This window comes from Coprococcus sp. HPP0074 (genome assembly GCF_964238105.1).
Taxonomy (GTDB): Bacteria; Bacillota; Clostridia; order Lachnospirales; family Lachnospiraceae; genus Faecalimonas; species Faecalimonas umbilicata.
In genome coordinates this window covers 104,230-128,515 of record NZ_CAXSKS010000004.1, presented here as the reverse complement: position 1 = coordinate 128,515, position 24,286 = coordinate 104,230, and the positions used below count along the sequence as shown (strand labels likewise).

Here is a 24,286-nt window from a genome sequence, read left to right as displayed (position 1 = left end):
ATTATTCGTTGTCGATGCTGTCCATGATGTTTGGAATGTTGCAAGCCTGGTTTCCACATTCTTCGATTCTGTCAAGGTCAAGGTCACCTGCAAAGATCTTATCTTCTTTTCCAAGTGCTCCCGGAATGATAGAGAATGTGTTGGAAATTCCGTCCTGAGCATGTCTGAATGGAATCTTAGCTACAGATGCAAGGGAAGCTAATGCTCCGTGAGAATCACGTCCGTGCATTGGGTTTGCTCCTGGTGCTAAAGGTTCTCCAAGCTTTCTTCCGTCTGGTGTGTTACCTGTCTTCTTACCATATACAACGTTAGATGTGATAGTAAGGATAGAAGTTGTAGGAACACCGTGACGGTATGTGTGATGTTTTCTGATCTTGTCCATGAAAGAACGTACAACAGTTACTGCGATCTCATCTACATCATCATCGTTGTTACCGTATTTCGGGAAATCTCCCTCTACTTCGTAGTCTACTACTAATCCATCTTCGTCTCTGATCGGTTTTACTTTTGCATATTTGATTGCACTTAAAGAGTCAGCTACAACAGAAAGTCCTGCGATACCTGTTGCAAAGTAACGTTTTACTTCACGGTCATGAAGAGCCATCTGGATTTTTTCGTAGCAATATTTGTCATGCATGTAGTGGATGATATTTAATGTGTTTACATATAATTCAGCAAGCCATTCCATCATGTCGTCGAATTTAGCCATAACATCATCGTAGTCAAGGTATTCACCTTCTACCGGACGGTATTTTGGTCCTACCTGTACTTTGGATTTCTCATCCACACCACCGTTGATTGCGTATAATAAACATTTTGCAAGGTTTGCACGAGCTCCGAAGAACTGCATTTCCTTACCGATTCTCATAGAAGATACACAGCATGCGATTGCGTAGTCATCTCCGTGAGTCGGACGCATTAAATCATCGTTTTCATACTGGATAGAAGATGATTTGATAGACATCTTCGCACAGTATTCTTTAAATGCTTTTGGAAGACGAGTAGACCAGAGAACTGTTAAGTTCGGTTCTGGAGCTGTTCCAAGGTTGTCTAATGTGTGAAGGTAACGGAAAGATGTCTTTGTTACGAGCGGACGTCCGTCAACACCAACACCACCGATAGACTCTGTTACCCATGTCGGGTCACCGGAGAATAATGCATTGTATTCTGGTGTACGTGCAAATTTTACAAGACGAAGCTTCATGATGAAGTGGTCAATGTATTCCTGAGCCTGTTCCTCTGTGATCAGTCCTCTTTCTAAGTCACGCTGGATATAGATATCAAGGAATGTAGAAGTACGTCCAAGACTCATTGCTGCACCGTTTTGTTCTTTAACAGCTGCAAGGTATCCAAAGTATAACCACTGGATAGCTTCTTTTGCATTGGAAGCTGGTTTTGTAATATCGTATCCGTAGATTTCTCCTAATTTTGCTAATTCGCCAAGTGCGCGGATCTGCTCAGATAATTCTTCACGAAGACGGATGTTATCTCCTGTCATTCTCACTAAAGAAGTAGCAAGCTGTTCTTTCTTGTCTGCGATCAGCCAGTCTGTTCCGTATAAAGCAACACGGCGGTAGTCACCGATGATACGTCCACGTCCGTATGCATCCGGAAGTCCTGTGATGATACCAGATTTTCTTGCTGCTCTCATCTCTGGTGTGTAGGCATCAAATACACCCTGATTGTGTGTTTTTCTGTATTCTGTAAAGATTTTTACGATTTCAGGGTCAACTTCATATCCATTTTCATGGCAGGCGTTCTGAGCCATACGGATACCACCGTAAGGTTGTAAAGAGCGTTTGAATGGTTTATCTGTCTGGAAACCAACGATCTGTTCTAAGTCTTTGTTTAAGTAACCTGCGGCATGGGAAGTGATGCTTGATACAATTTTTGTATCCATGTCAAGAACTCCGCCTGCTTCGCGTTCCTGCTTTGAAAGATCCATTACCTGAGCCCAAAGAGTCTTTGTAGCTTCTGTAGGACCTGCTAAGAAAGAATCGTCCCCCTCATATGGTGTGTAGTTTGACTGAATGAAGTCACGTACGTTTACTGATGTACGGTTCCAACGTCCTGGCTTGAATCCGTCCCAACTAGAGTTCCAGTTTTTTTCCATTATATTTCCTCCTAAATCGTTGTAAAAAAGTTAGTAGTTTGTAAAATGTTTGTTAAATAATTCACTTAGATTATATCAATTTGCTATAAGAAAAGTCAATAGGTTGGATTGTACTAAATTGCATACAGTATACAAATTGTGAACACTGTATAAAACCTTATAAAAATTTAAGAAAAAATTTCTTCTATTTTTTGTAATTTAGTGTATAGTAGATAGGTAATAACCTAGAGGGTGGACGGAAGTTGATTTTTTTCTTTTAAAATTGTGAGAAGTCATTGTCGGTGCCCGAAGATTTTACGTATATTTACAAGTGTGTGACATAGGCTTTGAAATATACGTTCAGAATGAAAAAATGGAGTGTGTAAAAAATGCAGAGAAGAAGGAAGAGCATCATAGGGCTGGCATGTCTGATGAGTGCAATGCTTCTATTTTCTTCTTGTGGGAAGGAAGCAGAGGAAGAGAAGCAAGATACACAGACACAGGCAGATACAGAAAAAGAGGAGCCGAAAGAGAAAGAAGGACAGGGCAATTTAAATATTATTTCTCCGCAGGCGTATAGCAATGTGGACGGTCTTACCCTGGAACCGGGAACATACATTTCCCTGATCGGGAAGGAAGCCGGAACCGAATATTGGAAAATGGTAGAAAAAGGCGCCAAGCAAGCAGTATCGGAATTGAACAGTGCACTGGGTTACAAAGGGGAAGATAAGATCAAGTTAAATTACAGCGGTCCGAGCGAGAGTGAGAGCGTGGACGAGCAGATTAATATTTTAGATGAAGAACTGGCCCGCTATCCAAATGCAGTTGGGATTGCGATCATTGACTCCAATGCTTGTTCGGTGCAGTTTGATCTTGCTACAGAGAATGGAATTCCAATTGTTGCCTTTGATTCCGGAAGTGATTACCAGGGACTGCAGTCACTCTGCTCTACCAATAATACAGAAGCAGCACAGACTGCGGCAGTGAATCTGGCTACGGCATTAGATAACAAGGGAAAGGTAATCGTATTTGTCCACGATTCTAATTCTACTACTGCGAGAGAGCGTCAGAGTGGTTTTGCGGATACACTCGCAAAAGATTATCCGGAAGTTGAGATCGCGGAAGTTGTCTACCTGGATAATCTGGAAGACGTGAAAGGACTTTTGGCAGAGAAGAAGAACCGGGAAGCGAAAATCAATCCAGAAGATGAGAAGGCAGCGCAGAAGGAAGACTTTACTGATGAGCAGGCAATCCAGTATATTCTGGAGCAGCACCCGGATGTGACGGGCTGTTTTACAACCAATGTGGATGCGACACAGAAAGTACTGTCGATTGTCAATGAGATGAAGCAGTCAAAAGATACTAAGCAGGCAGAGGCTGCCAAGAATCTCAAGATAATCGGATTCGACGGAGGAGAGAAACAGATGGAGGCGCTGGAGAATGGAGAACTGGAAGGTCTTGTTGTTCAGAATCCGTATGGTATGGGATATGCGACTGTGATTGCCTGTGCGCGTTCCATCGCGAATCAAGGAAATGAGGCAGTTGTTGATACAGGATATGTGTGGGTGACAAAAGATAATATGGAAGATAAAAATATCAGCCGTATTTTGTATTAGTGAGGAAAGGAATATGAAATTCAAAAGCAGATAAAGCTGTAATCAATGCAGATACTAATACAAATCATCAAAAAAGAGAAACGACATTTCAGTGGAGGAAATGTGTTTCTCTTTTTTTGTATCGTTTCTTTTCGTGTAAGGAAGAAACTAATTTTCACTGCTTTTTGTGAGTGAGAAAATAAATTCTGTGCCGACTCCTTCGGTGCTGATAACGTTGATATTTTCTCCATGTGCCTGAATGATTTCCTTGACGATTGCAAGTCCGAGCCCGGTTCCTTTCTTGTCTTTTCCACGGGAGAGGTCGCTCTTATAGAAACGCTCCCACACTTTTGTGAGACTTTTTTTGGGAATCCCGATTCCGGAGTCTTTGACGGAGACGAACACTTTTCCATTGCGTTCGGTCGTCTCGAGTACGATGGAAGAGTCCGGATTACTAAATTTGATCGCGTTGTCCAGCAAGTTGTATAAGACTTGCTGAATCTTACCGCGGTCGGCAAAGACATTCTGGATGCGCGGGTCAAAGAGCAGTTCAATTGAAATTTTCTTGGAGGTACAAGTTCCTTCAAAAGAAGCGGCAGTGTGTTTGATCGTGTCGTGCAGATTGAAGTTGGTCTTGTCAAGAAGAAGATCTTTCGTGTCAAATTCATTTAATGTCAGAAGATCTTTTGTCAGATCCGTCAGGCGCTCGGTCTCAAACAGTATGATGTTCAAATATTTTCCCTGAAGTTCTTGTGGGATTGTTCCATCGACAATCGCTTCCACATATCCTTTGATGGATGTGAGCGGAGAGCGGAAGTCGTGGGAGACATTGGCGATGAACTTCTTCTGATAGTCTTCCATATCTTTGAGCTGTGCTGCCATATAGTTGAGAGAGGCAGACAGATAGCCCATCTCGTCTTCTGTCCGCACCGGGATCTCATAAGTCAGATTGCCGGAGGCATACTGGGTGGCAGCCTCTGTGATCTTCCGCAGCGGCTGGTAAATGAAAAAGTGGAATGCCAGCAGTATGCAGAAAGATAAAATGTAGATGACAACAATGGTAATATAGACATTTCGCAATAAAGAAGAAGTCTGCTGTTCGAGATCTTCGTAAGGTTTGTGCAGCAGCAGATATCCCTTCGTCGTAAAGCCTTGTGTGACCGGTGCAATCACTGTGATGACTTTTTTATCAAAAAGATCATGGTAAGTTCCGAGCAGATATTTGGAACTGCCATTTTCCGCAGGATCAAAGTCTGGGATTTCGGATGGCGGAACCGGCATTTCATCTGCTCCCGCAGATAGAATCACCTGTCCAGTGCGGTCAATGAACCATGTTGATGCATGCAGATAGGTCGACATCCCATTTAACTGCGTGTGAATGTCGGAAAGTGTCAGATCGTCTGTAAAATATCCGGTCAGGTAATCATTGGCGAGCAGGGTGGCTTCTTTATAAAGGGTATCAGAAGTATCTTCTTCCAGCTCGGAGATTGTCAGCTCATGGGTGAGTGTGGCGACTGTGAACAGGCAGAGAAATCCGAAGATCAGATAAATGCTGATAAATTTTAAGTATAAAGTGCTGCGCATACTATTTCACCTCAAACTTGTACCCGATACCCCACACGGTGCCGAGACTCCATGTCGGATGGTCCTTGATTTTTTCGCGCAGACGCTTGATATGCACATCGACAGTTCTTGTATCTCCGATGTATTCGTAGCCCCAGATTTGGTCGAGGAGCTGTTCTCTTGTAAATACTTGATTTGGTGAGGATGCGAGGAAATAAAGCAGTTCCAGTTCCTTTGGAGGCATTTCGACTACTTTTCCGTCACAGACGACAGAGTAGTTCGTCAAGTTGATCTCAATGCCAGGGTAGGAAACGCATTTGCCTTTCTCTGCGGCAGCAGTTTCCTGTCTAGGTGCCTGGTAGCGGCGGAGCACTGCTTTGACTCTTGCGACAAGCTCTTTGGAATCAAAAGGCTTGATCATGTAGTCATCTGCACCAAGTTCGAGACCAAGTACTTTATCAAAGACTTCTCCCTTTGCGGAGAGCATGATGATCGGAGTATCTGATTTTGCCCGAATCTCGCGGCAGACCTGATAACCGTCGATGCCCGGCAGCATTAAGTCAAGCAGTACGAGATTTGGCGAATAGCTGTCAAATGCAGCTAACGCCTCCTCACCGTCATGTACCATCATCGTGTCGAAGCATTCTTTCAAAAGATAGAGGGAGATCAGCTCTGCAATATTTTCATCGTCATCGACGATTAAGATTTTCTGTTTAGTTACCATGGGGTAGGAATCCCTCCTTTATTTCAAATCTACTACTTAAATTCCACGATCGTGACGCCGGCATCTCCTTCACCGAACGCACCGAGGCGGTAAGATTTTACATGTTTTTGTCGTTTTAAATAGTTATGGATACCGCTGCGGAGTGCACCGGTTCCTTTGCCGTGCACGATGCGGACGGGACTGATGTGCGACATGTACGCATCATCCAAATATTTGTCAAGTTCTGCGATTGCCTCGTCTACTGTCTTTCCGAGTAGGTTAATCTCTGGGCGGACAGACATGGTCTTTTTCATTTTCATCTTTCCGGAGGAAGTCTTCTGCAGATGTTTCCCCGTGATCACAGGTTCATCGATGATCTCCAGATCGGAGATATTTACCTGGGAGCGAAGGATTCCCATCTGTACGAAAAGATCTCCTTTCGCATTTGGAAGAGAACTTACGGTTCCGGTCAGATTGAGGCTGAGCACTTTTACAGCCTCGCCGAGTTTGAAATCACTTGGCTTATGCTGTTTTTTCGGTTTTTTCGTGTCAAGCTTCACACCGGATCCGGTCTTTTTGATCTTCTGGCGGAGTCGTTCTCGCTCGCGTTCCATCTCTGCGGCAGAGATATTTTCTTTCCCAAACTTGCGGAAGTTCTTCATAGTCTCGTCAGCAACTTCTTTTGCCTCGCGGAGAATCGCGTTTGCTTTTTCGTTCGCTTCATTGATAATGCGCTCTTTGCGCTCGTCAAGGCGTTCTTGTTTTTGCTCTAATTTCTGTTTCAGAGCTTCTACTTCGCGCTTGTAGGCAGCGATTTCCTGCTGTTCTTTCTCAATGGTACGTCTGCTGTTTTCGAGGTCTGCAAGGAGATCTTCAAAGGATTCATCCTGTTCGGACAGACGTTCTTTCGCATCTGCGATAATATAATCTGGCAGACCAAGTTTACTGGAAATTGCGAAGGCATTACTCTTTCCCGGGATACCGATCAGCAGATGGTAAGTTGGACGGAGTGTCTCTACGTCAAATTCACAGCAGGCATTTTCTACACCCGGAGTGGAAAGTGCATAGACTTTCAACTCACTGTAATGAGTCGTTGCCATCGTGCGGATTTTCCGCTCGTGCAGGTAGGACAGAATGGAAGTTGCAAGTGCAGCTCCTTCGGTTGGATCGGTTCCGGCGCCGAGCTCATCGAACAGCACAAGAGAGTGCTCATCCACGTGCTGCAGGAAGGAAACGATATTGGTCATATGAGAAGAGAAGGTACTGAGACTCTGCTCGATACTTTGCTCATCGCCGATATCCGCATACACTTCGTGGAACAGCGCCAATTCTGAGCGATCCAGTGCAGGAATATGAAGTCCTGCCTGCCCCATCAGCGTGAAAAGACCGACTGTTTTTAGCGATACGGTTTTTCCGCCGGTGTTCGGACCAGTTACAATCAGAAGATCAAAGGCATCTCCCAGTGTGACCGTGATCGGGACTACCTTTTTCTTATCGAGAAGCGGATGGCGTCCTTCACGGATATGGATATAGCCATGGTCGTTAAAAATCGGTTTGCTTGCATTTAAGGAGAGGGCAAAGGAACCCTTTGCGAAGATAAAGTCCAGTTCTGTAAGCAGCTTATAGTTTCTGCGAATCTCCGTCACATAGCCGGCGGCATCTGCGCTGAGATTGGCAAGGATCACCTGGATCTCTTCCTGCTCCTTTCCGTAAAGTTCTTTTAGATCATTATTTAACTTTACGACAGCCATTGGTTCAATAAAGAGTGTCGAACCGGTAGAAGACTGGTCGTGGATCATTCCCTGTACCTGGCTGCGGTATTCCGCTTTGACTGGAAGACAATATCTGTCTCCGCGCATCGTAATAATGGCATCCTGCAGATAAGTACGCAGAGAGCCGTTGACAAGCGAAAGCAGCGTAGAATGTACTTTGTCGTTTGTCTGGGAAATACTTCTTCGAATGTGCTTCAGGGTACTGCTCGCGTCATCGCTGATCTCATCTTCATCGATAATGCAGCGGCGGATCTCGCCGGCAAGGATCGACAGTGGTTCCAGCTGATCGAAATACACGTCGAGGCAGTCCTGCTCCTCGTCCACAGTCTCGTGCCGCCCATAAGCTTTGGCACGGTTTGTCACTTCCAGTAATTTGCAGATGCGGAGCAGTTCATTACAGCCGAGCGCTCCGCCAATCTCCAGACGCATCAGAGAATCTTCCACAGTGTATACACCGCTGAAAGAGAGACGTCCTTTTTTTACAATTCTTGTAAAAGCCGCCGCGGTCTGTTCTTGCGCGGTTGTGATTTCGGCCAGGGAGGTCATCGGAGCCAAATGGCTGCAGAGTATCTTTCCGCCCGGGGAAGAAGCCTGCTCTGCAAGTAATTCAGTTATTTTGTTGTATTCTAGTTTTTTTAAAGTCTTTTTATTCATAATCATTCACCTGTTTCCATTCTACCTTATATTTGTAATAAAGGAAAGCAGAAATATTCTATACTTATTGAACATTGACAAATGTTAGGGTATACTGTAAAGAGGATGAAAAAGGAGATACGTCATGTCTATGGAGAACAAGGAAGGACCAGAAAAGTTTTCTTTTTTGCAGGAGGTAATCAAGGAGAAGCCTCTGAATCGAAAAAAGCTCATGCATAAGGCAGCCGGGCTGGCGGCGGCAGGAATTCTATTCGGTGCGTTTGCCAGTATTAGTTTTTGTGTGTTGCAACCATGGGTTGATGAACAGCTGAATGCAGAAGAAGAGATTACCATTCCAAAGGACGAGGAACCTGAAGAACATCCACAGGAAGCAAAGGCAGAGGAAGAAGAAAGAGAGCCGGAGCTTACCCTTGAAAATTTTGAAGAGCTGGAACGTGCGATGTACCAGGTCGCTGCGGAGGCGAACAAAAGTATTGTCTCAGTGACTTCTGCCGGAGAAGATGATAACTGGACAGAGGAAGAGCGAAAAGAAGGAACCGGTGCATGTGGCGTGATCATGCCGTCCAACAGCAGAGAATATCTGATCCTGACGATGGGAAGTGCCATCAAGGATGCAGAGCAGATTCAGGTGACATTTGGAGATGGCGCATCCTGTGATGCTGCAGTCAGAAAGAAGGATGCGGTATTGGGGATTGCCGTGCTTGCGGTTGATCGGAATCAGGTCAGTGACAGCACAAAGAATCAGATCCAAGAGGCTGTCCTTGGCAATTCTAACATGACTTACAAAGGAGATGTAGTGATTGCACTGGGAAGTCTGTTTGGTTACTCCAAAGGGATGGGATATGGCATTATCAGTTCCAATAAAAATACAGTCAGTGTAGCAGACCGAGTATACCGGCTGTTGGACACAGACATACCTGCCTCCAGACAAGGGAGCGGTGTGTTATTTAATATCGACGGTGAAGTCATCGGATTTACATTTGCTGCCGAACAGGTGACGGATGAAAGCAGTACACTGCGTGTCCTTGCAGTTTCGGATGTGAAAGAAGAACTGGAAAAGCTGCTAAATGGCAACAGTGTTCCATATATCGGTGTTGTCGGGACGAATGTGACGGATGAAATTGCAGAGGCACAGAAACTTCCGAAGGGAATCTATGTCAAAGAGATTGAGGCAGATTCTCCGGGAATGGCTGCAGGAGTTCAGTGTGGAGATATTATCACTGCAATGGACGGCGATTCGGTGGTGACCGTGAAAGCACTGCATAACAAACTGCTGACATTTCAGCCGGGAGATGAAGTGAAGTTGTCGGCAAAAAGACTTGGTTCCGAAGGATATGTGGAGATCAGTTATACCGTTGTCATCGGAGGAGCCGAGAAGAAATAGAAGAATTAAAATGAGAATATTATAATAGAAAGAGGACAGAAATGAGATATATTAATACATTACATGAGGGAGAGACCATCCGCTGTATTTATTTGTGCAAAGGAAAGCGCTCTGCAGAAACGAGAAATGGAAAGGCATATGACAATCTGATTTTACAGGATAAAACGGGAACTTTAGACGGAAAAGTGTGGGATCCAAATTCTAATGGAATTGCAGAGTATGATGAGATGGATTTTATCGAAGTATTCGGAGATGTCATTTGCTATAATGGAAATCTTCAGCTGAATATCAAGCAGATCCGCAAGGCATTTGAAGATGAGTATGTGGCGGCAGACTACATGCCGACAAGTGAGAAGAGTGTCGAGGGAATGTATCAGGAGTTGATGAAATATGTTGCACAGATTGATAATGAATATTTGAGAAGAGCAGTGGAGTATTATTTCAAAGACGATGCGGCATTTATTAAGCGGTTTCAGGCACACTCTGCGGCAAAGAGTGTACATCACGGATTTGCAGGAGGTCTTTTGGAGCACACGCTCAGTATTGTCAAAATGTGTGAATACTATGTAGGGGCGTATCCAATCCTGAATAAAGATCTTCTGTATGCGGCGGCGATGTACCATGATATCGGGAAGACAAAAGAACTTTCCGCATTTCCGGAAAATGATTATACGGATGATGGACAGCTGCTCGGACATATCATTATCGGAGTCGAGATGGCAAACGATGCGATTCGATCTATTCCGGGATTTCCGGAAAAGCTGGCAAGTGAGTTGAAGCACTGCATTATTGCACATCACGGAGAGTTAGAATACGGTTCTCCGAAAAAGCCTGCGCTGGCAGAAGCACTGGCACTTAATTTCGCGGACAGCACAGATGCCAAGTTACAGACTTTGACAGAGATTTTCAAAGAAAAAGATACGACAGACTGGCTTGGATATAACAGACTGTTCGAGAGTAATTTAAGAAAGACAAGTATTTAGAAATAAAAACAGAGAGATGAAAAAGGGTGCTGCAAAACAGAGAATTTCAACAAGATATAGATTGCATCGAATCAGAGATGAACTATACCATGTCTAAGAAATTGATTTTGCGGCACCCGCTTTCTTTGTTACATAGGAAATTCTTATGTAAAAAACACGCTTCACGCGCGAGCAGTGATGAAAATGCCAAAAAGGCAAAGAGAAGTTGGAAACGGATACAATTTTATGGTAGGAGGAAGATCATGAAGAAAAATGATACAGCGGTCGTGAAGATCGAAGATATCGGGATCAATGGAGAGGGAATCGGAAAGGCAGACGGATATACACTGTTTATCAAGGATACCGTGATGGGAGATCTTGTGGAAGTGAAAGTGATGAAGGCGAAAAAGAACTATGGATATGCGAAGCTGCTTCGTGTCATTGAACCTTCAAAAAATCGTGTGGAAGCAAAATGTCCGGTCGCAAAACAGTGTGGAGGATGTCAGATCCAGGAGATGGATTATCAGGAACAGTTACAGTTCAAGCAGAAAAAAGTCATTGGAAATCTGGAACGGATCGGAGGATTTGCGCCGGAAGTATTAGAAAAGATCACGCAGCCGGTGTGTGGGATGGACGAGCCGTTTCATTACCGGAATAAAGCGCAGTTCCCGATTGGGACGGACAAGGACGGCAAGGCAGTCGCCGGATTCTATGCGGGAAGGACACATCAGATCATCCCGAATACAGATTGTGCGCTGGGGGTTTCTCAGAATCAGCAGATTTTAGAGGAGATTCTATCGGTCATGAATGAGAACCACATCCCGGCGTATAACGAGCAGGATTGCAGCGGACTAGTGCGCCACATTTTAATCCGTTATGGATTTACGACGAAAGAGATTATGGTTTGCTTTGTGATCAATGGGGATAACCTGCCATGTGCGGACAAATTTGTGGATAAGTTATCTCAAATCGAGGGCATGAGGAGTATAACTTTCAGCAAGAACAAAGAAAATACAAATGTCATTATGGGAAAAGAGATAGAAGTACTCTGGGGAGATGGTTACATTACCGATTACATTGGAAATGTAAAATATCAGATTTCTCCGCTGTCGTTCTATCAGGTGAATCCGGTACAGACCGAAAAGCTTTATAAATATGCATTAGAATATGCAGGGCTGACCGGAGAAGAAACCGTGTGGGATCTGTACTGCGGAATCGGAACGATTTCTCTTTTCCTGGCACAAAAGGCAAAGCAGGTGTACGGTGTTGAGATTGTACCGCAGGCGATTGAAGATGCCAAACAAAATGCAGAATTAAATGATATGAAAAATGCAGAATTTTTTGTCGGGAAAGCAGAAGAAATACTTCCGGCATATTATGAAAATTATGCGAAAGAACATCCGGGGCAGCAGGCACATGCCGATGTGATTGTTGTCGATCCGCCGAGAAAAGGGTGCGAGGAAGCGCTGCTTGAAACAATGGTAAAAATGCAGCCAGACAGAATTGTCTATGTCAGCTGCGATTCTGCTACATTGGCAAGAGATTTAAAATATCTATGCGGGGAAGGGTATGCGTTGGAAAAAGTACAGGTAGTTGACCAGTTCCCGAATACCGTTCACACAGAATGCGTGACATTATTGCAGAGGAGTAGAGGGAAGAAATAATTGAGAAGAGATTAAAATAATAAGGAATATAAGAGCTATGGGATGCAGTGAGGTGAAGCATAGCTCTTATTTTTATGTTTTGAAAATAGATTTCTTTTTTGTTTCCAATAGGACAAAGTCACATCCAGTGCTATAATAAAATAATAGCTGAAACATATGGAAGGGAAGGAAAAACTTATGAAAAAAATAAAAAAACTTGTGGCAATCCAGCCGGTTTCTATTCTGGAAGAGAGTAAAGAAAAATTGAAGGAATTTTGTGAGGAAATCATTTTCTTTGATTCGCAGCCAGAGAGTGCAGAGGAGATTGTAGAAAGAATCGGAGATGCAGATGCGGTATTTGTCAGTTATACACATGCAATCGGGGAGGAAATCTTAGCAAAGTGTCCGAATCTTGTATACATTGGGATGTGCTGCAGTCTGTATTCAGAGGAAAGTTCTAATGTGGATATTGCTTATGCAAGAGAACATGGAATCACAGTGACAGGAATCCGGGATTACGGTGATGAAGGCGTAGCAGAGTATGTGCTGATGAACTTGATCGGACGGCTTCATGGGACAGATGGGCATCCGCCGCTTTTAGGAGAAAGTTCGGAGATTTCCGGTGCGAGTATCGGATTACTTGGGCTTGGGGCAAGCGCGCAGGCAGTCGCAAGAGCATTAGGCGCAATGGGAGCACAGATCAGTTATTACAGCCGGACGAGAAAACCGAAACTGGAAGAGCGGGAGGGGTATCGTTACTGTGAACTTTCAGAGTTATTAAAAGAAAGCGATGTCGTTTGTAGTTGCCTGAGTAAAAATGTGACGTTGTTATACGAGGAAGAGTTTGAGGCACTCGGAGAAAATACGATTTTATTTAACACGGCGCTGAGTCCTTGTTTTGAGCAGCATGCGATTGAGAAATGGCTGGACCGGAACAATACCTGGTATTTTTGTGACACCCTGATGGGACTTGGAGAAGAATCGCTTCTTGTGCGGGAAAATGTCAGATGTCAGAAGCGTTCATCTGGGATGACAAGGCAGGCCGTAATTCGGCTGAATAAGAAAGTACTTGAAAATCTGGAGAGATACTGTAGTGAGAATATTTTTTAGTTGATCGGGTATACTTTCACCGAAAGAAAGAGAAAGGTGGAAACAAAAATGGTAGAACCGGATACAATTAAATTATTAAGAGAATGTGATGCAGGGATTAAAATGGGAATTTCTTCGATTGAGGAAGTGTTGGAATATGTACACGAGAAGAAATTGTACCAATGCCTGTCTGACTGTATGGAAAAACATGAGAAGCTGGAAAAAGAAATCCAGGAAATATTGAAGGAATATCAGGATGAGGGAAAAGAGCCTGGAATGATGGCGAAGGGAATGTCGTGGGTGAAGACTAATGTCAGGCTTGTATGGAATGAGTCTGATGCAACAATCGCAGATCTGATCACAGATGGCTGTAATATGGGAGTGAAGTCTCTTGGGAGATATTTGAATGAGTATCCTGAAGCGGAATGGAAAGTGAAGGAGATTGCCAGAAAACTGATTCGCCTGGAGGAAAAACTTGCAGAGGATCTCCGAATTTATTTGTAATCTGAAAATTATTTTAAGGATATTCGTAAGAAGCTATCAATTATTTTTTCGCAGAATAAGTGAGAACAAGCAGGAAAAAATCTTGCGAAGCACTATATATTGTGGTAATATCAAGAAAGCAATACAATAAATAGTGTGAGGCGATATAAGAAATGAATATAAATCAAGAAGGAAAAAACTACGATTTTCCGGAAACAGAAGGACTTCAGGAAGTATTTTCAGACATCAGCAGGGAATTTCTGGATCCGGTATATAGCTTGGAAAAACTGGAAGAAAAATACCATACATTCTATAAAACAGGATTCTCAGGAGAGGAACAAATGAAGATGCTCCTCAAAGCGGCAGTGGAATTGACGACGCAGGAGGCACCGAAATGGGAGATGATCGCAGCGCGGATTCGCCTGGTAACATTTCGAAATGAGTTGAAAGCACAGATGAAACAGCGGAACGTGAATTCTTTTTATGAGAAAATATGTTATCTGACAAAAGAGAATCTGTACGGTGCTTATATTTTAGAAAATTATACGGAGGAAGAAATCACAGCATTTGAGAAATTGATGCGGGAGGAACGGGATCATCTTTTTAATTATTCGGGGCTGGAACTGCTTCTGAATCGTTATGTGATCCGAGATCAGAAGGGCGTTTTGTTAGAAAGTCCGCAGGAGATGTTTCTCGGGATTGCGATGCATCTGGCGATGAAGGAACCGTGTGATCGGTCTGGATGGGTGGAGAAGTTTTATAATATGTTAAGCAAGCTGCAGGTGACGGTGGCGACACCGACACTTGCCAATGCGAGAAAGCCGCACCATCAGCTTTCTTCCTGCTTTATCGATACAGTGCCGGACAGTCTGGATGGAATTTATAAGAGCATTGATAATTTTGCGAAAGTCAGCAAACTTGGCGGTGGAATGGGAATGTATTTTGGAAAAGTGCGTGCAAGCGGAAGCCCGATCCGTGGATTTGAGGGAGCAGCAGGAGGTGTGATCCGCTGGATCCGTCTGGTCAATGACACGGCAGTCGCGGTCGATCAGCTTGGGGTTCGTCAGGGAGCAGCAGCGGTCTATCTTGATGTGTGGCATCGGGATCTTCCAGAATTTCTCAACTTGCGGACAAATAACGGAGATGACCGAATGAAGGCGCATGATATTTTCCCGGGAGTGTGTTATCCGGATTATTTCTGGGAACAGGCGAGAGACAATCTTGAGGGAGAATGGTATTTGATGTGTCCGCATGAGATCTTGAAGAAAAAAGGATATGCACTGGAAGATTCTTTTGGAGAAGAATGGAAGAAAAAATATCTCGATTGTGTGGCGGATCCGGAGATCCAAAAGAGAGTCATTCCGATCAAGGATGTGATTCGGATGATCATTAAAAGCGTTGTGGAGACAGGGACGCCATTCGCATTTAACAGAGATCATGTCAACCGGGCAAATCCAAACAGCCATAAGGGAATCATTTATTGCAGCAATCTCTGTACAGAGATTGCCCAGAATATGAGTGAGATGGAAGTGACAGAGGAGAAGATTACAGAGATTGACGGGGAGCAGGTTGTTGTGACAGTCACAAAGCCGGGAGAATTTGTTGTATGTAATCTTGCAAGTCTCTCTCTTGGAAGGATCGATGTCAATAACAAGGAAGAGTTGTCAGAGATCACGAAGACGGCAGTGCGCGCGCTGGACAATGTCATTGATCTGAACTTTTTTCCGGTACCATACGCGAAGATTAACAATGAGAAATATCGCCCAATCGGGCTTGGGGTAAGTGGTTACCATCATATGCTGGCGAAAAATGAGATTCCATGGGAGAGCGAAGAACATCTGGCATTCGCAGAGCGTGTATTTGCAGAGATCCATTATGCAGCGGTGGAAGCAAGTGCAGAACTTGCCAGAGAGAAAGGGTGCTACACCTATTTTGAAGGAAGTAAATGGCAGACCGGAGAATATTTTGCAGAGAGACATCTGACCGAAGACCGCTGGAAAAAGCTGGCAAAAAAGGTTAGGGAAAATGGAATGCGAAATGGGTATCTGATGGCGATCGCGCCGACGGGAAGTACAAGTATGATTGCCGGAACGACAGCGGGGATTGACCCGGTCATGAGCAGGTATTTTCTTGAGGAAAAGAAAAGCGGAATTCTTCCGCGTGTGGCGCCGGAGCTTACAATGGATACGTTCTGGTATTACAAGAACGCACACCATATCGATCAGACTTGGTCTGTCCGTGCCTGTGGAGTAAGGCAACGCTACATTGACCAGGCGCAAAGTATGAATCTTTATATTACAAATGAGTATACATTCCGAAAAGTATTGCATCTATATTTGCTTGCGTGGGAAGAGGGAGTCAAAACGATCTACTATATCCGTTCTAAGAGTCTGGAAGTGGAAGAGTGTGAAGTGTGCTCTGCGTAGAAGAGTGTGCCTGGGAGAAAAGAGAAAAGGAGAGAACGAATCAAATGGCAGAGTTAAAGAAAAAACCGCTGTTTAATCCGGCAGGGGATACGGAAGTACGCTTGCGCCGGATTGTCGGGGGGAATACGACAAACTTAAATGATTTCAACAATATGAAATATAGCTGGGTGAGTGACTGGTACCGGCAGGCAATGAATAATTTCTGGATTCCGGAGGAGATTAATCTTGGTGCGGATGTCAGGGATTATCGCACGCTTCCGGCACCGGAACGGCGAGCATACGATAAGATTTTATCATTTCTTGTATTTCTGGACAGTATTCAGACTGCGAATCTGCCGAACATCAGCGAATATATTACAGCAAATGAAGTAAATCTGTGCCTGTCGATTCAGGCATTTCAGGAGGCAGTACACAGTCAAAGTTATAGTTATATGCTGGATACGATCTGTGAGCCGCAGGAGAGAAATGAAGTGCTGTATCAGTGGAAAGATGATCCGCATCTGCTGAGTCGGAATGAATTTATCGGAAATCTGTACAATGAATTTCAGAGAGAGAAAAGTCTGGAAGCATTCGTGCGGACGATGATTGCAAACTATATTTTGGAGGGAATTTATTTTTACAGTGGGTTCATGTTTTTCTATAATCTTGGGCGAAATCAGAAGATGACAGGTTCCGTGCAGGAAATTCGTTACATCAATCGGGATGAGAACACACATTTATGGTTATTTACCAATATTTTAAGAGAACTCAGAAAAGAACTTCCAGAATTATTCAGCGAGGAGAAGGAAAAAGAATATCGTCAGATGATCCGAGAAGGCTGTGAGCAGGAGATTGCATGGGGGCATTATGTGATCGGCGATGCAGTGAGTGGACTGAGCTGTGACATGATCACAGATTATGTGAAATATCTGGGCAATCTGCGCTGCAAAAATCTTGGGCTTGCGCCAATTTATGAAGGGCATGAAAAAGAGCCGGAGAGTATGGGATGGGTCAGTCAGTTTTCCAACGCAAATATGATCAAAACAGATTTCTTTGAGGCAAAAAGCACCGCTTACGCAAAGAGCAGTGCGTTGGTCGATGACTTGTAAAATAGTGTAGAGAAAAAGAAAAAAATAAGAACTGCGTTGGGGACGCAGTTCTTGGAGAAAAGTTATGAAAAAGATGTTATTAGTAATAGTATTATGAATGTTGCTTCAGTAATATTTATTACAATAATAACTATACTGGAAAAATGTGTTGATTGTGTGTGCAAAAAATAAAAGGATTGTGAATAAAATAAGAAGAAAAAATGAAGGACTGTTCACAAAGAGAACTATTCGACCTACTCAGACACAACACCGAGAACTTTTCCCAGACATTTGAAATCACTCATCGGATGGATATGGATTGGCGTTGCATTGACATGGAATGGAATCAGTTTAATCGTATTTCCCATATGATATAATTTCAGAATGTACATCTTATGCTGAAAGGAGAATACTCCGATTTCATTGTGATGAACCGGACAGTTTTTCACGGCAAGAATATCGTTGGAGTGAAAAATAGGCTCTAGAATATCCGTATCCGGAATTCTGATGCAGTAATCAGTCTCGCTTGTGATATGGTTAGGCAGGATACTGACTTCCTTTGAGAAACAGTCATCAAGATGGAATGTCCAGGCATTGTGAAGGGTTGGAAACAGGCATGGGAAGGAGACACGTTTCTTCCGGAGAAGACCTTCCAGCATACGGGCATATTCCTCGTCAATGATCAGTTTGGCTACATGTTTTCCATGGTCATTGAGCTGACGGTATTTTTCGATGAGATCTTGTTCGTTTTTTGTAATATTAAAGTCTGTCTGGAGATTGGCAGGCAGATAATCCTGGTATAGATAATTGGCATCACATTCTAATGATTGAAAAAGGCTGATTAATATTTCAAATTTCGGAGTACTGATTCCATTTTCATAGTTGGCCAGGGCTTGTGGAGTAATGTAAGTGATCTCGCTTAATTTTTTTCGACTTAAATTCAGCATAACGCGTCGTTCTTTCAGTCTATCTCCTAAACTCATTGTAAAATCTCCCTAAAATGATATAATATTTTGTTAAACAAACCCATAATATTACAAGATTCTTTTAAAGTCAACAAAAAGATTGACTATTTTAGACAAATACGATAGGGTAAAGGGCAGGTGCTTTCTAAGGATTTACCAGTTTGTCGAAAGGAGTAGAGTGATGAGAGAACGGGTACAGGAAATTTTAATGGAGATTGGGATACCAGCGAATTTGAAAGGATTCAAGTATATTTTGGACATCATGGAACTATTTGAAGAAGACGAAGCATGGAGAAATGCGAAGATGATGATTGTATACGAGAAGGTAGCGCGTATGAATAAGACAAATTATTGCAGGGTAGAAAAGTCTATTCGTTATGCTTTTTCCAACGCGGTTACTTATGGAGACTTGGCGCTGGTAGAGAAATATCTGTCAGTAGTCAATGTGACAAATGGAAATTTACTTCACACACTTTATGCTAGGGTATCAGAAGAACAAAGAGAAGAAAAGAAAGCAAATCTGCCGGAAAAAGACCGGGAAAAACAAAATACATATGAGAAAGAAGTCAATACATTTTTTATCAAGATTATGTGCGAACTGATGGATTTTCGGAATAAATGTATTGGAGAAGAAGATCATTTGTATGAGTCGATGAAAGAGACGTTTGGAAAAGTTGCCGGCTTCTAAAAAATACGAGGAGAAAATTTGTTTGAAAGAAGGACAAATGAAAAAGCTGCTCCCGAAAGGGAACAGCCGGCAAAATGAAGTGGAAAGCTTCTATCTGAGAAATTGATCAATGACGAACAGAACACCGTCTTCGTCATTGGACTTTGTAATATAATCTGCTTTTTCACGGACAAGCGGCTGGGCATTTGCCATGGCAACACCGAGTCCGGCGCTTTCCAGCATGGTAATATCATTATAACCATCGCCGCAGCAGATCATTTGGTCTGCGGTCAGGCCGATTGCAGATAATAATTTCTGGAGGGTATATGCTTTATCAATATTTTGTGGCATGATTTCCAGAAAGAAAGGCTCTGAGCGGTAAATATTGAGTAGCTTGCGGAAATGGGAGTTCAATTTGATTTCCAGTTCGGCAGTGAGCGACTCTTCACCTGAGATCAACAGTTTGTTTGTAGGAAAATTTATATATGCAGGGAAATTTTCTACACGGCAGATCGGAAGACTGTTGATTCGGGCTTCCAATTCTGTATAGGAATTCGGGCAGATTCCGGAGATGATCGCATCATCGGAATATGCAAGAATATCCACATCATAATCTTTTGCCAGTTCATAGGCAGGGCGTATCACTTCAGAAGGAATCGTCTTATTGTATAAGACTTCTCCGGTACTGCAGTTGATGATTTTTGCGCCATTAAAAGAAAGAACATATCCCCCATATTTTTCTAATTCCAATTCGTGGGCAAGCGGCAAGATGCCGGGGGTCGGCCGGCCGGATGCAAGCACGACGATCTTTCCTTTTTGCTGAATGTCAAGCAGCGCTTCTTTTGTTGGTTCTGTAATCTTTTTTTCAGAGTTGGTGAGTGTACCGTCAAGATCAAGAACTAATACTTCATAATTCATGTCAATTCTCCTGAGTGTTTTTTAAAATGTTAAGTGACAGAGGGCGTGGACGATCTCTTCAAAAGCCATTCCATGGGAAGCTTTTACAAGAATTGTATCGTGCTCCTTTATAATAGAAGAAACAGCATTTAAAAAGTCGTTTTTTGTCTCAAAATAGCAAATTTTTGTATCGTTTTGTGCAGAAAATTCGGATGCACCATCTGCCATTGCTTTGGATAATGTCCCAATGCAGCAGAGGAGATCCAGTTTCTTTTCGGCTGCATAGGTACCAACTTCTCTGTGAAGGAGAAGTTCCTTCGTTCCAAGTTCAAACATATCTCCGAGAATTGCAACCTTTCTTGTAAGTGCGGTGGAGAGGACATCCAGGGAGGCCTTCATGGAAACTGGATTTGCATTGTAGCAGTCATCAAGGATTGTCAGATGTTCTGTCTCAATCATGTGGTTTCTTCCGGCAACTGGCTGTAATGCTTCGATTCCGGTCTTGATCTCATCGAGTGTCAGTCCAAGTTCAATGCCGACTGCGGTTCCGGCAAGGGCATTGTATACCATGTGTGCACCTGGGATGGAAATGATCACTGTAAAATCACCTGCTGGAGTGTGAATCTTACAGGAAGTTCCTTTGAGTCCGAGACTTTGAATTTCATCGGCATAGAAAGCATTGTGCGGATCTTTTCCAAAGAAGATAGGAGTCGTATCCCCGGATTTGCCGACAGCGGATGCGGCAGAAGTCTCATCGTGAGTCGAATCAGAATAAGGAACGACAGTTGTACCGTCTTGTTTGGAGAAAGAAGCGGCATGCACTGTTGCAATTTCAGACAGTTTGTCATCATCTCCGTTCAGGATGATTGAAGCGCCCGGACGTCTGTGGGCGAACATCTCTGTCTTTGCTTTCCGCACACCGTCGCGGTCTCCTAAATTTTCCAGATGACATTGTCCGATATTGGTCAACACACAGATGTCTGGCTGTGCAATTTTGGCTAGGCGGTTCATCTCCTGAAAGTCGCTGATGCCCATCTCAAGAACAGCAACCTCATGTTCTTTTTGAATCTGGAAAACGGTCAGTGGGAGACCGATTTCATTGTTGAAGTTGCCGGCAGTTTTTAAAACGGAATATTTCTGTTCCAAAATGGAAGCGATCATTTCTTTCGTACTTGTCTTTCCCACACTTCCACTGATCCCGACTACTTTAATTCCGAGTGCCCTGCGATAATGTTCGGCAATATCTTTGAGCGCCTGGGCGCAGGAACTCACAAGGATATATGGGGAACTGTCAGAAAGCGGGTGCTCGGAGAGTGTGCAGAGTGCCCCTTGTTCCATCACCTGTGGAATAAAAGAATGTCCATCTACTCTGGCTCCTTTGATCGGGACAAATAAAAAATCCTTTCCGGCTTTCCGGCTGTCGATGGCGACACCGGATACTTCTCTTGTAAGCAGTGACGGTTCCCCGTAATAGGTTCCGCCACAGGCTGTTGTAATTTCCTGTAATGACATATGTTCCATAATCAGTTTCTCCTATTCTTGAATACTCATCTGATCTAACAGTTCTTTTTTGACATCATACAATTTCTTTGAGAGGTCAATATACACTTTATGCGGATTGAACAGACGTGTCACTTCATCCCAGAGTGTTTCTTTCTCTTTGCGGCAGTAATCAGCGATTTCCATGACGGTCGGTGATTGGTAGACACAGTTCCCGTTTAAGAAGACTGGTTTTAACAGTTCGCGCATCGTGTAAGTACCACCTTTTAGTTTTGTCTTCTTCCAGGTTTCTACTGGATCAAAGAGTAGGAGATCCTTACTTTCGTCGAAGACTTCATCGACAAAACAGATCAGGTCAGCAAGAAGCTTTCCGGTTTCTTTGTCATAGATTCGGTGAACGGTTTTATTTCCTGGGTTCGTAATCTTTTCCGTATTTTCTGAGAGTTTGATCTTCGGAATAAATTCACCGTCGGCATTCTGAATGGCAGCAAGTTTGTAGACACCGCCGAATGCCGGGCAGTCTTTGGAGGTGATCATGCTCGTGCCGACCCCCCAGGAAGTGATTGCAGCACCTTGATTCTTCAAGTCGAGAATGAGATATTCATCAAGGTCATTGGAGGCTGAGATAAATGCATCCGAGAAGCCAGCGGCATCTAACATCTTTCTTGCCTTTTTTGATAAATAAGCAAGGTCACCGCTGTCCAGACGAATCCCATAATTTTTCAGTTCGATTCCTTCTTCGCGCATTTCCCGGAAGACACGGATCGCATTTGGAACACCGGATTTTAAGGTGTCGTAAGTATCTACAAGCAGGCAGCATGCGGAAGGGTATAGCTTGGCATAAGTTTTAAAAGCAGTGTACTCATCCGGGAAACTCATGATCCAGCTGTGTGCATGGGTTCCTTTTACCGGTACATCAAACATTCGTCCGGCAAGCACGTTGGAAGTACCGATACATCCGCCGATCATGGCGGCTCTTGCGCCGTAGAGTCCGGCATCCGGTCCTTGTGCCCGGCGAAGTCCAAATTCCATCACACCGTCTCCGTCAGCGGCATAGACGACGCGGGAAGCTTTTGTGGCGATCAGTGACTGGTGATTGATAATGTTTAACAGTGCAGTCTCCACAAGCTGCGCTTCCATCACCGGAGCAATCACCTTCAGGAGTGGTTCTCTAGGGAAGATCACAGTTCCTTCCGGGATCGCATAGATACTTCCGCTGAAATGAAATCCGCTTAAATACTGAAGAAAAGTTTCATCAAATAGATTCAGGCTGCGAAGATAGTCGACATCTTCGTAAGAAAAATTCAAATTTTTGATATATTCAATTACCTGTTCCAGTCCTGCTGCGATGGAATACCCGCCGCCGGATGGATTACTGCGGAAAAAGATGTCAAAGACGACAGGAGTATTTTCCTCTTTGCTGTGAAAATATCCCTGCATCATCGTCAGTTCATAAAAATCGGTCAATAATGTTAAATTTTGTGTTGTCATGGTTCTTAGCCCCTTTCGTGCACGCTTTCGAGCAGTGCAGCGTTTTTATTGATAGTTTCCTGAATGATATTCTGGCAGTAGGCACCAAGGTGCTTGCGTTCTTCCCGATCAAGTGTGTGTGGATAGATTGGCTTGCCATATTCAATAATCACATGCGTCTTCCGGATTTTTGGAAATCCCTTTGTACCTTTCTTTGGCAGATGGTTTTCGAAAATTTCGGCAGTATTGTTCATCGAGATCGGAACGATTGCACATCCGGTCTTGTCGGCGATCTTGAGTGCGCCGTCTTTAAACGGGAGCATACTTAATTCCTCGCCGGTATTTCTTGTCCCTTCCGGGAAAATACAGATGGAAATTCCCTGCTTGATATAATCGATCCCGGTCAGAATTGTCTTGAGTCCTTCTTTTAAATTATCTCGGTCGAGGAACAGGCAGTAGAGATTACGCATCCAGTTGTTCAAAAGAGGGAAGCGTTCCATCTCCTTTTTAGCCACATAGCCGGTTAGACGCTTGCAGCGGGAGTAAGTAAGCAGAATGTCAAAATAACTTCTGTGGTTCCCGACAAATAAGACCGGTTCATCTGGTACTTGTTCCTCGCCGATCACGGTCGTTTCTACTCCGGTGATCCATAAAATACAACGAAATCCCCACTGGACAATGCGAAGACAGCTGTAATCTTTTGCCTTCCGGTTGAACTTCCCGATGATGGCTTCTACAAGCAATACTGGGATGGAAAGAATTAAAAAGGATATTAAAAATATCACTAAAAATGTAAAACGCAGCATAGTTAAAGTCTCCTTCATTATTTTGATTTATTGAAAATATTATACTAGAGAGGGAATGAAAAGACAAGAAAGATAATAAGATGTAGAGAGAATCATGCAGGAGCGGAAGTGATTGTTTCCAGGTGAAAAAGTATATTGGCAGGAAAATAGTTCTTCTTCTTGTTGCCTGTCTGATGTTGACGGTGGGCGGCTGTGTGGAGAAGACAGAGCGGACCGGGAAACTTCGGGACATAGAATTTACGGTGACAGAGAAGCAGGACATTCCGGAAGAATTAGAGGAAATGATTGCAGAGCGAAAGGAAGAAGGATTTCAACTTTCTTATGCAGATCAGGGAGAACTGTACCTTGCAGTGGGGTATGGAACAAGACCGACAAGCGGTTACAGTATAAAAGTGAAAGCATTGTACGAGACAGAAAATGCAGTCTATATACAGACGGAGCTTTTAGGGCCGTCCAAGGAAGAGAAAATCACGGAAAAACAGACATATCCGTATGTTGTTGTGAAAATGGAATGGATTGATAAAAATATTATATTTGAGTAGGAGGAT

Annotated in this window: 19 protein-coding genes; 10 read left to right on the top strand and 9 right to left on the bottom strand. The window is 43.6% G+C overall.

What is annotated here, in order from left to right:
* Position 1: 1 nt before the first annotated feature.
* Positions 2 to 2,113, bottom strand: a complete 2,112-nt coding sequence (gene pflB, locus ACESPO_RS06755; RefSeq protein WP_008977108.1) for a formate C-acetyltransferase — start codon at positions 2,111 to 2,113, stop codon at positions 2 to 4.
* Positions 2,114 to 2,481: 368 nt separating this feature from the next.
* On the opposite strand from pflB, the gene ACESPO_RS06750 reads away from it, so the two are divergent.
* The gene (locus tag ACESPO_RS06750; RefSeq protein WP_009263386.1) at positions 2,482 to 3,708 is read left to right on the top strand and encodes a substrate-binding domain-containing protein; all 1,227 of its coding nucleotides are present in this window, start codon (positions 2,482 to 2,484) and stop codon (positions 3,706 to 3,708) included.
* 147 nt (positions 3,709 to 3,855) lie between these two features.
* On the opposite strand, the gene ACESPO_RS06745 is transcribed toward ACESPO_RS06750, so the two are convergent.
* The 3 genes from ACESPO_RS06745 to ACESPO_RS06735 are packed head-to-tail and all read right to left on the bottom strand — an operon-like array spanning position 3,856 to position 8,379.
* Entirely contained in the window at positions 3,856 to 5,271 is a 1,416-nt protein-coding gene (locus ACESPO_RS06745; protein WP_009263385.1) for a HAMP domain-containing sensor histidine kinase, read from the bottom strand.
* Between the two features lies 1 nt (position 5,272).
* Positions 5,273 to 5,974 (bottom strand): response regulator, encoded by a 702-nt coding sequence (locus tag ACESPO_RS06740; RefSeq protein ID WP_016441331.1) that lies wholly within the window; start codon positions 5,972 to 5,974, stop codon positions 5,273 to 5,275.
* 32 nt (positions 5,975 to 6,006) lie between these two features.
* Positions 6,007 to 8,379, bottom strand: coding sequence for an endonuclease MutS2 (locus ACESPO_RS06735; RefSeq protein WP_116441390.1), 2,373 nt, complete (start codon positions 8,377 to 8,379; stop codon positions 6,007 to 6,009).
* A gap of 130 nt (positions 8,380 to 8,509) precedes the next feature.
* On the opposite strand from ACESPO_RS06735, the gene ACESPO_RS06730 reads away from it, so the two are divergent.
* The 7 genes from ACESPO_RS06730 (at position 8,510) to ACESPO_RS06700 (ending at position 17,454) form a co-directional block, all read left to right on the top strand.
* Entirely contained in the window at positions 8,510 to 9,763 is a 1,254-nt protein-coding gene (locus ACESPO_RS06730; protein ID WP_499788617.1) for a S1C family serine protease, read from the top strand.
* A 41-nt stretch (positions 9,764 to 9,804) separates the two neighbouring features.
* On the top strand, positions 9,805 to 10,746 hold the full coding sequence (locus ACESPO_RS06725; protein ID WP_016439521.1) for a 3'-5' exoribonuclease YhaM family protein: 942 nt from the start codon (positions 9,805 to 9,807) through the stop codon (positions 10,744 to 10,746).
* A 242-nt stretch (positions 10,747 to 10,988) separates the two neighbouring features.
* Positions 10,989 to 12,389, top strand: a complete 1,401-nt coding sequence (gene rlmD / locus ACESPO_RS06720) for a 23S rRNA (uracil(1939)-C(5))-methyltransferase RlmD (RefSeq protein ID WP_009263380.1) — start codon at positions 10,989 to 10,991, stop codon at positions 12,387 to 12,389.
* A gap of 177 nt (positions 12,390 to 12,566) precedes the next feature.
* Positions 12,567 to 13,478, top strand: coding sequence for an NAD(P)-dependent oxidoreductase (locus ACESPO_RS06715; protein WP_336305059.1), 912 nt, complete (start codon positions 12,567 to 12,569; stop codon positions 13,476 to 13,478).
* 48 nt (positions 13,479 to 13,526) lie between these two features.
* Positions 13,527 to 13,961 (top strand): hypothetical protein, encoded by a 435-nt coding sequence (locus ACESPO_RS06710; RefSeq protein WP_009263378.1) that lies wholly within the window; start codon positions 13,527 to 13,529, stop codon positions 13,959 to 13,961.
* 152 nt (positions 13,962 to 14,113) lie between these two features.
* Complete coding sequence (locus tag ACESPO_RS06705) at positions 14,114 to 16,366, top strand: ribonucleoside-diphosphate reductase subunit alpha (RefSeq protein WP_336305060.1); 2,253 nt, start codon at positions 14,114 to 14,116, stop codon at positions 16,364 to 16,366.
* 44 nt (positions 16,367 to 16,410) lie between these two features.
* Positions 16,411 to 17,454: a ribonucleotide-diphosphate reductase subunit beta gene (locus ACESPO_RS06700; RefSeq protein ID WP_008977084.1), complete on the top strand. Its 1,044-nt coding sequence runs from the start codon at positions 16,411 to 16,413 to the stop codon at positions 17,452 to 17,454.
* Positions 17,455 to 17,687: 233 nt separating this feature from the next.
* Here ACESPO_RS06700 and ACESPO_RS06695 read toward each other — a convergent pair whose 3' ends face one another.
* Positions 17,688 to 18,416, bottom strand: coding sequence for a helix-turn-helix transcriptional regulator (locus tag ACESPO_RS06695; RefSeq protein WP_016439524.1), 729 nt, complete (start codon positions 18,414 to 18,416; stop codon positions 17,688 to 17,690).
* Positions 18,417 to 18,579: 163 nt separating this feature from the next.
* Here ACESPO_RS06695 and ACESPO_RS06690 point away from each other — a divergent pair, with 163 nt between their 5' ends.
* Positions 18,580 to 19,086 (top strand): sporulation initiation factor Spo0A C-terminal domain-containing protein, encoded by a 507-nt coding sequence (locus ACESPO_RS06690; protein WP_009263374.1) that lies wholly within the window; start codon positions 18,580 to 18,582, stop codon positions 19,084 to 19,086.
* Between the two features lie 90 nt (positions 19,087 to 19,176).
* On the opposite strand, the gene ACESPO_RS06685 is transcribed toward ACESPO_RS06690, so the two are convergent.
* Genes ACESPO_RS06685 through ACESPO_RS06670 form a run of 4 tightly spaced genes read right to left on the bottom strand, consistent with a single transcriptional unit; the run spans position 19,177 to position 23,738 of the window.
* Entirely contained in the window at positions 19,177 to 19,983 is an 807-nt protein-coding gene (locus tag ACESPO_RS06685; RefSeq protein ID WP_117577955.1) for a Cof-type HAD-IIB family hydrolase, read from the bottom strand.
* Positions 19,984 to 20,004: 21 nt separating this feature from the next.
* Complete coding sequence (locus ACESPO_RS06680; protein WP_270602180.1) at positions 20,005 to 21,483, bottom strand: UDP-N-acetylmuramoyl-tripeptide--D-alanyl-D-alanine ligase; 1,479 nt, start codon at positions 21,481 to 21,483, stop codon at positions 20,005 to 20,007.
* A gap of 12 nt (positions 21,484 to 21,495) precedes the next feature.
* Positions 21,496 to 22,953 (bottom strand): nicotinate phosphoribosyltransferase, encoded by a 1,458-nt coding sequence (locus tag ACESPO_RS06675; protein ID WP_009263371.1) that lies wholly within the window; start codon positions 22,951 to 22,953, stop codon positions 21,496 to 21,498.
* Between the two features lie 5 nt (positions 22,954 to 22,958).
* Positions 22,959 to 23,738 carry a lysophospholipid acyltransferase family protein gene (locus ACESPO_RS06670; protein ID WP_117577951.1) on the bottom strand — a complete coding sequence of 260 codons (780 nt, stop codon included), beginning with the start codon at positions 23,736 to 23,738 and terminating at the stop codon, positions 22,959 to 22,961.
* A gap of 122 nt (positions 23,739 to 23,860) precedes the next feature.
* On the opposite strand from ACESPO_RS06670, the gene ACESPO_RS06665 reads away from it, so the two are divergent.
* Positions 23,861 to 24,280, top strand: a complete 420-nt coding sequence (locus tag ACESPO_RS06665) for a protease complex subunit PrcB family protein (protein WP_009263369.1) — start codon at positions 23,861 to 23,863, stop codon at positions 24,278 to 24,280.
* Positions 24,281 to 24,286 lie beyond the last annotated feature (6 nt).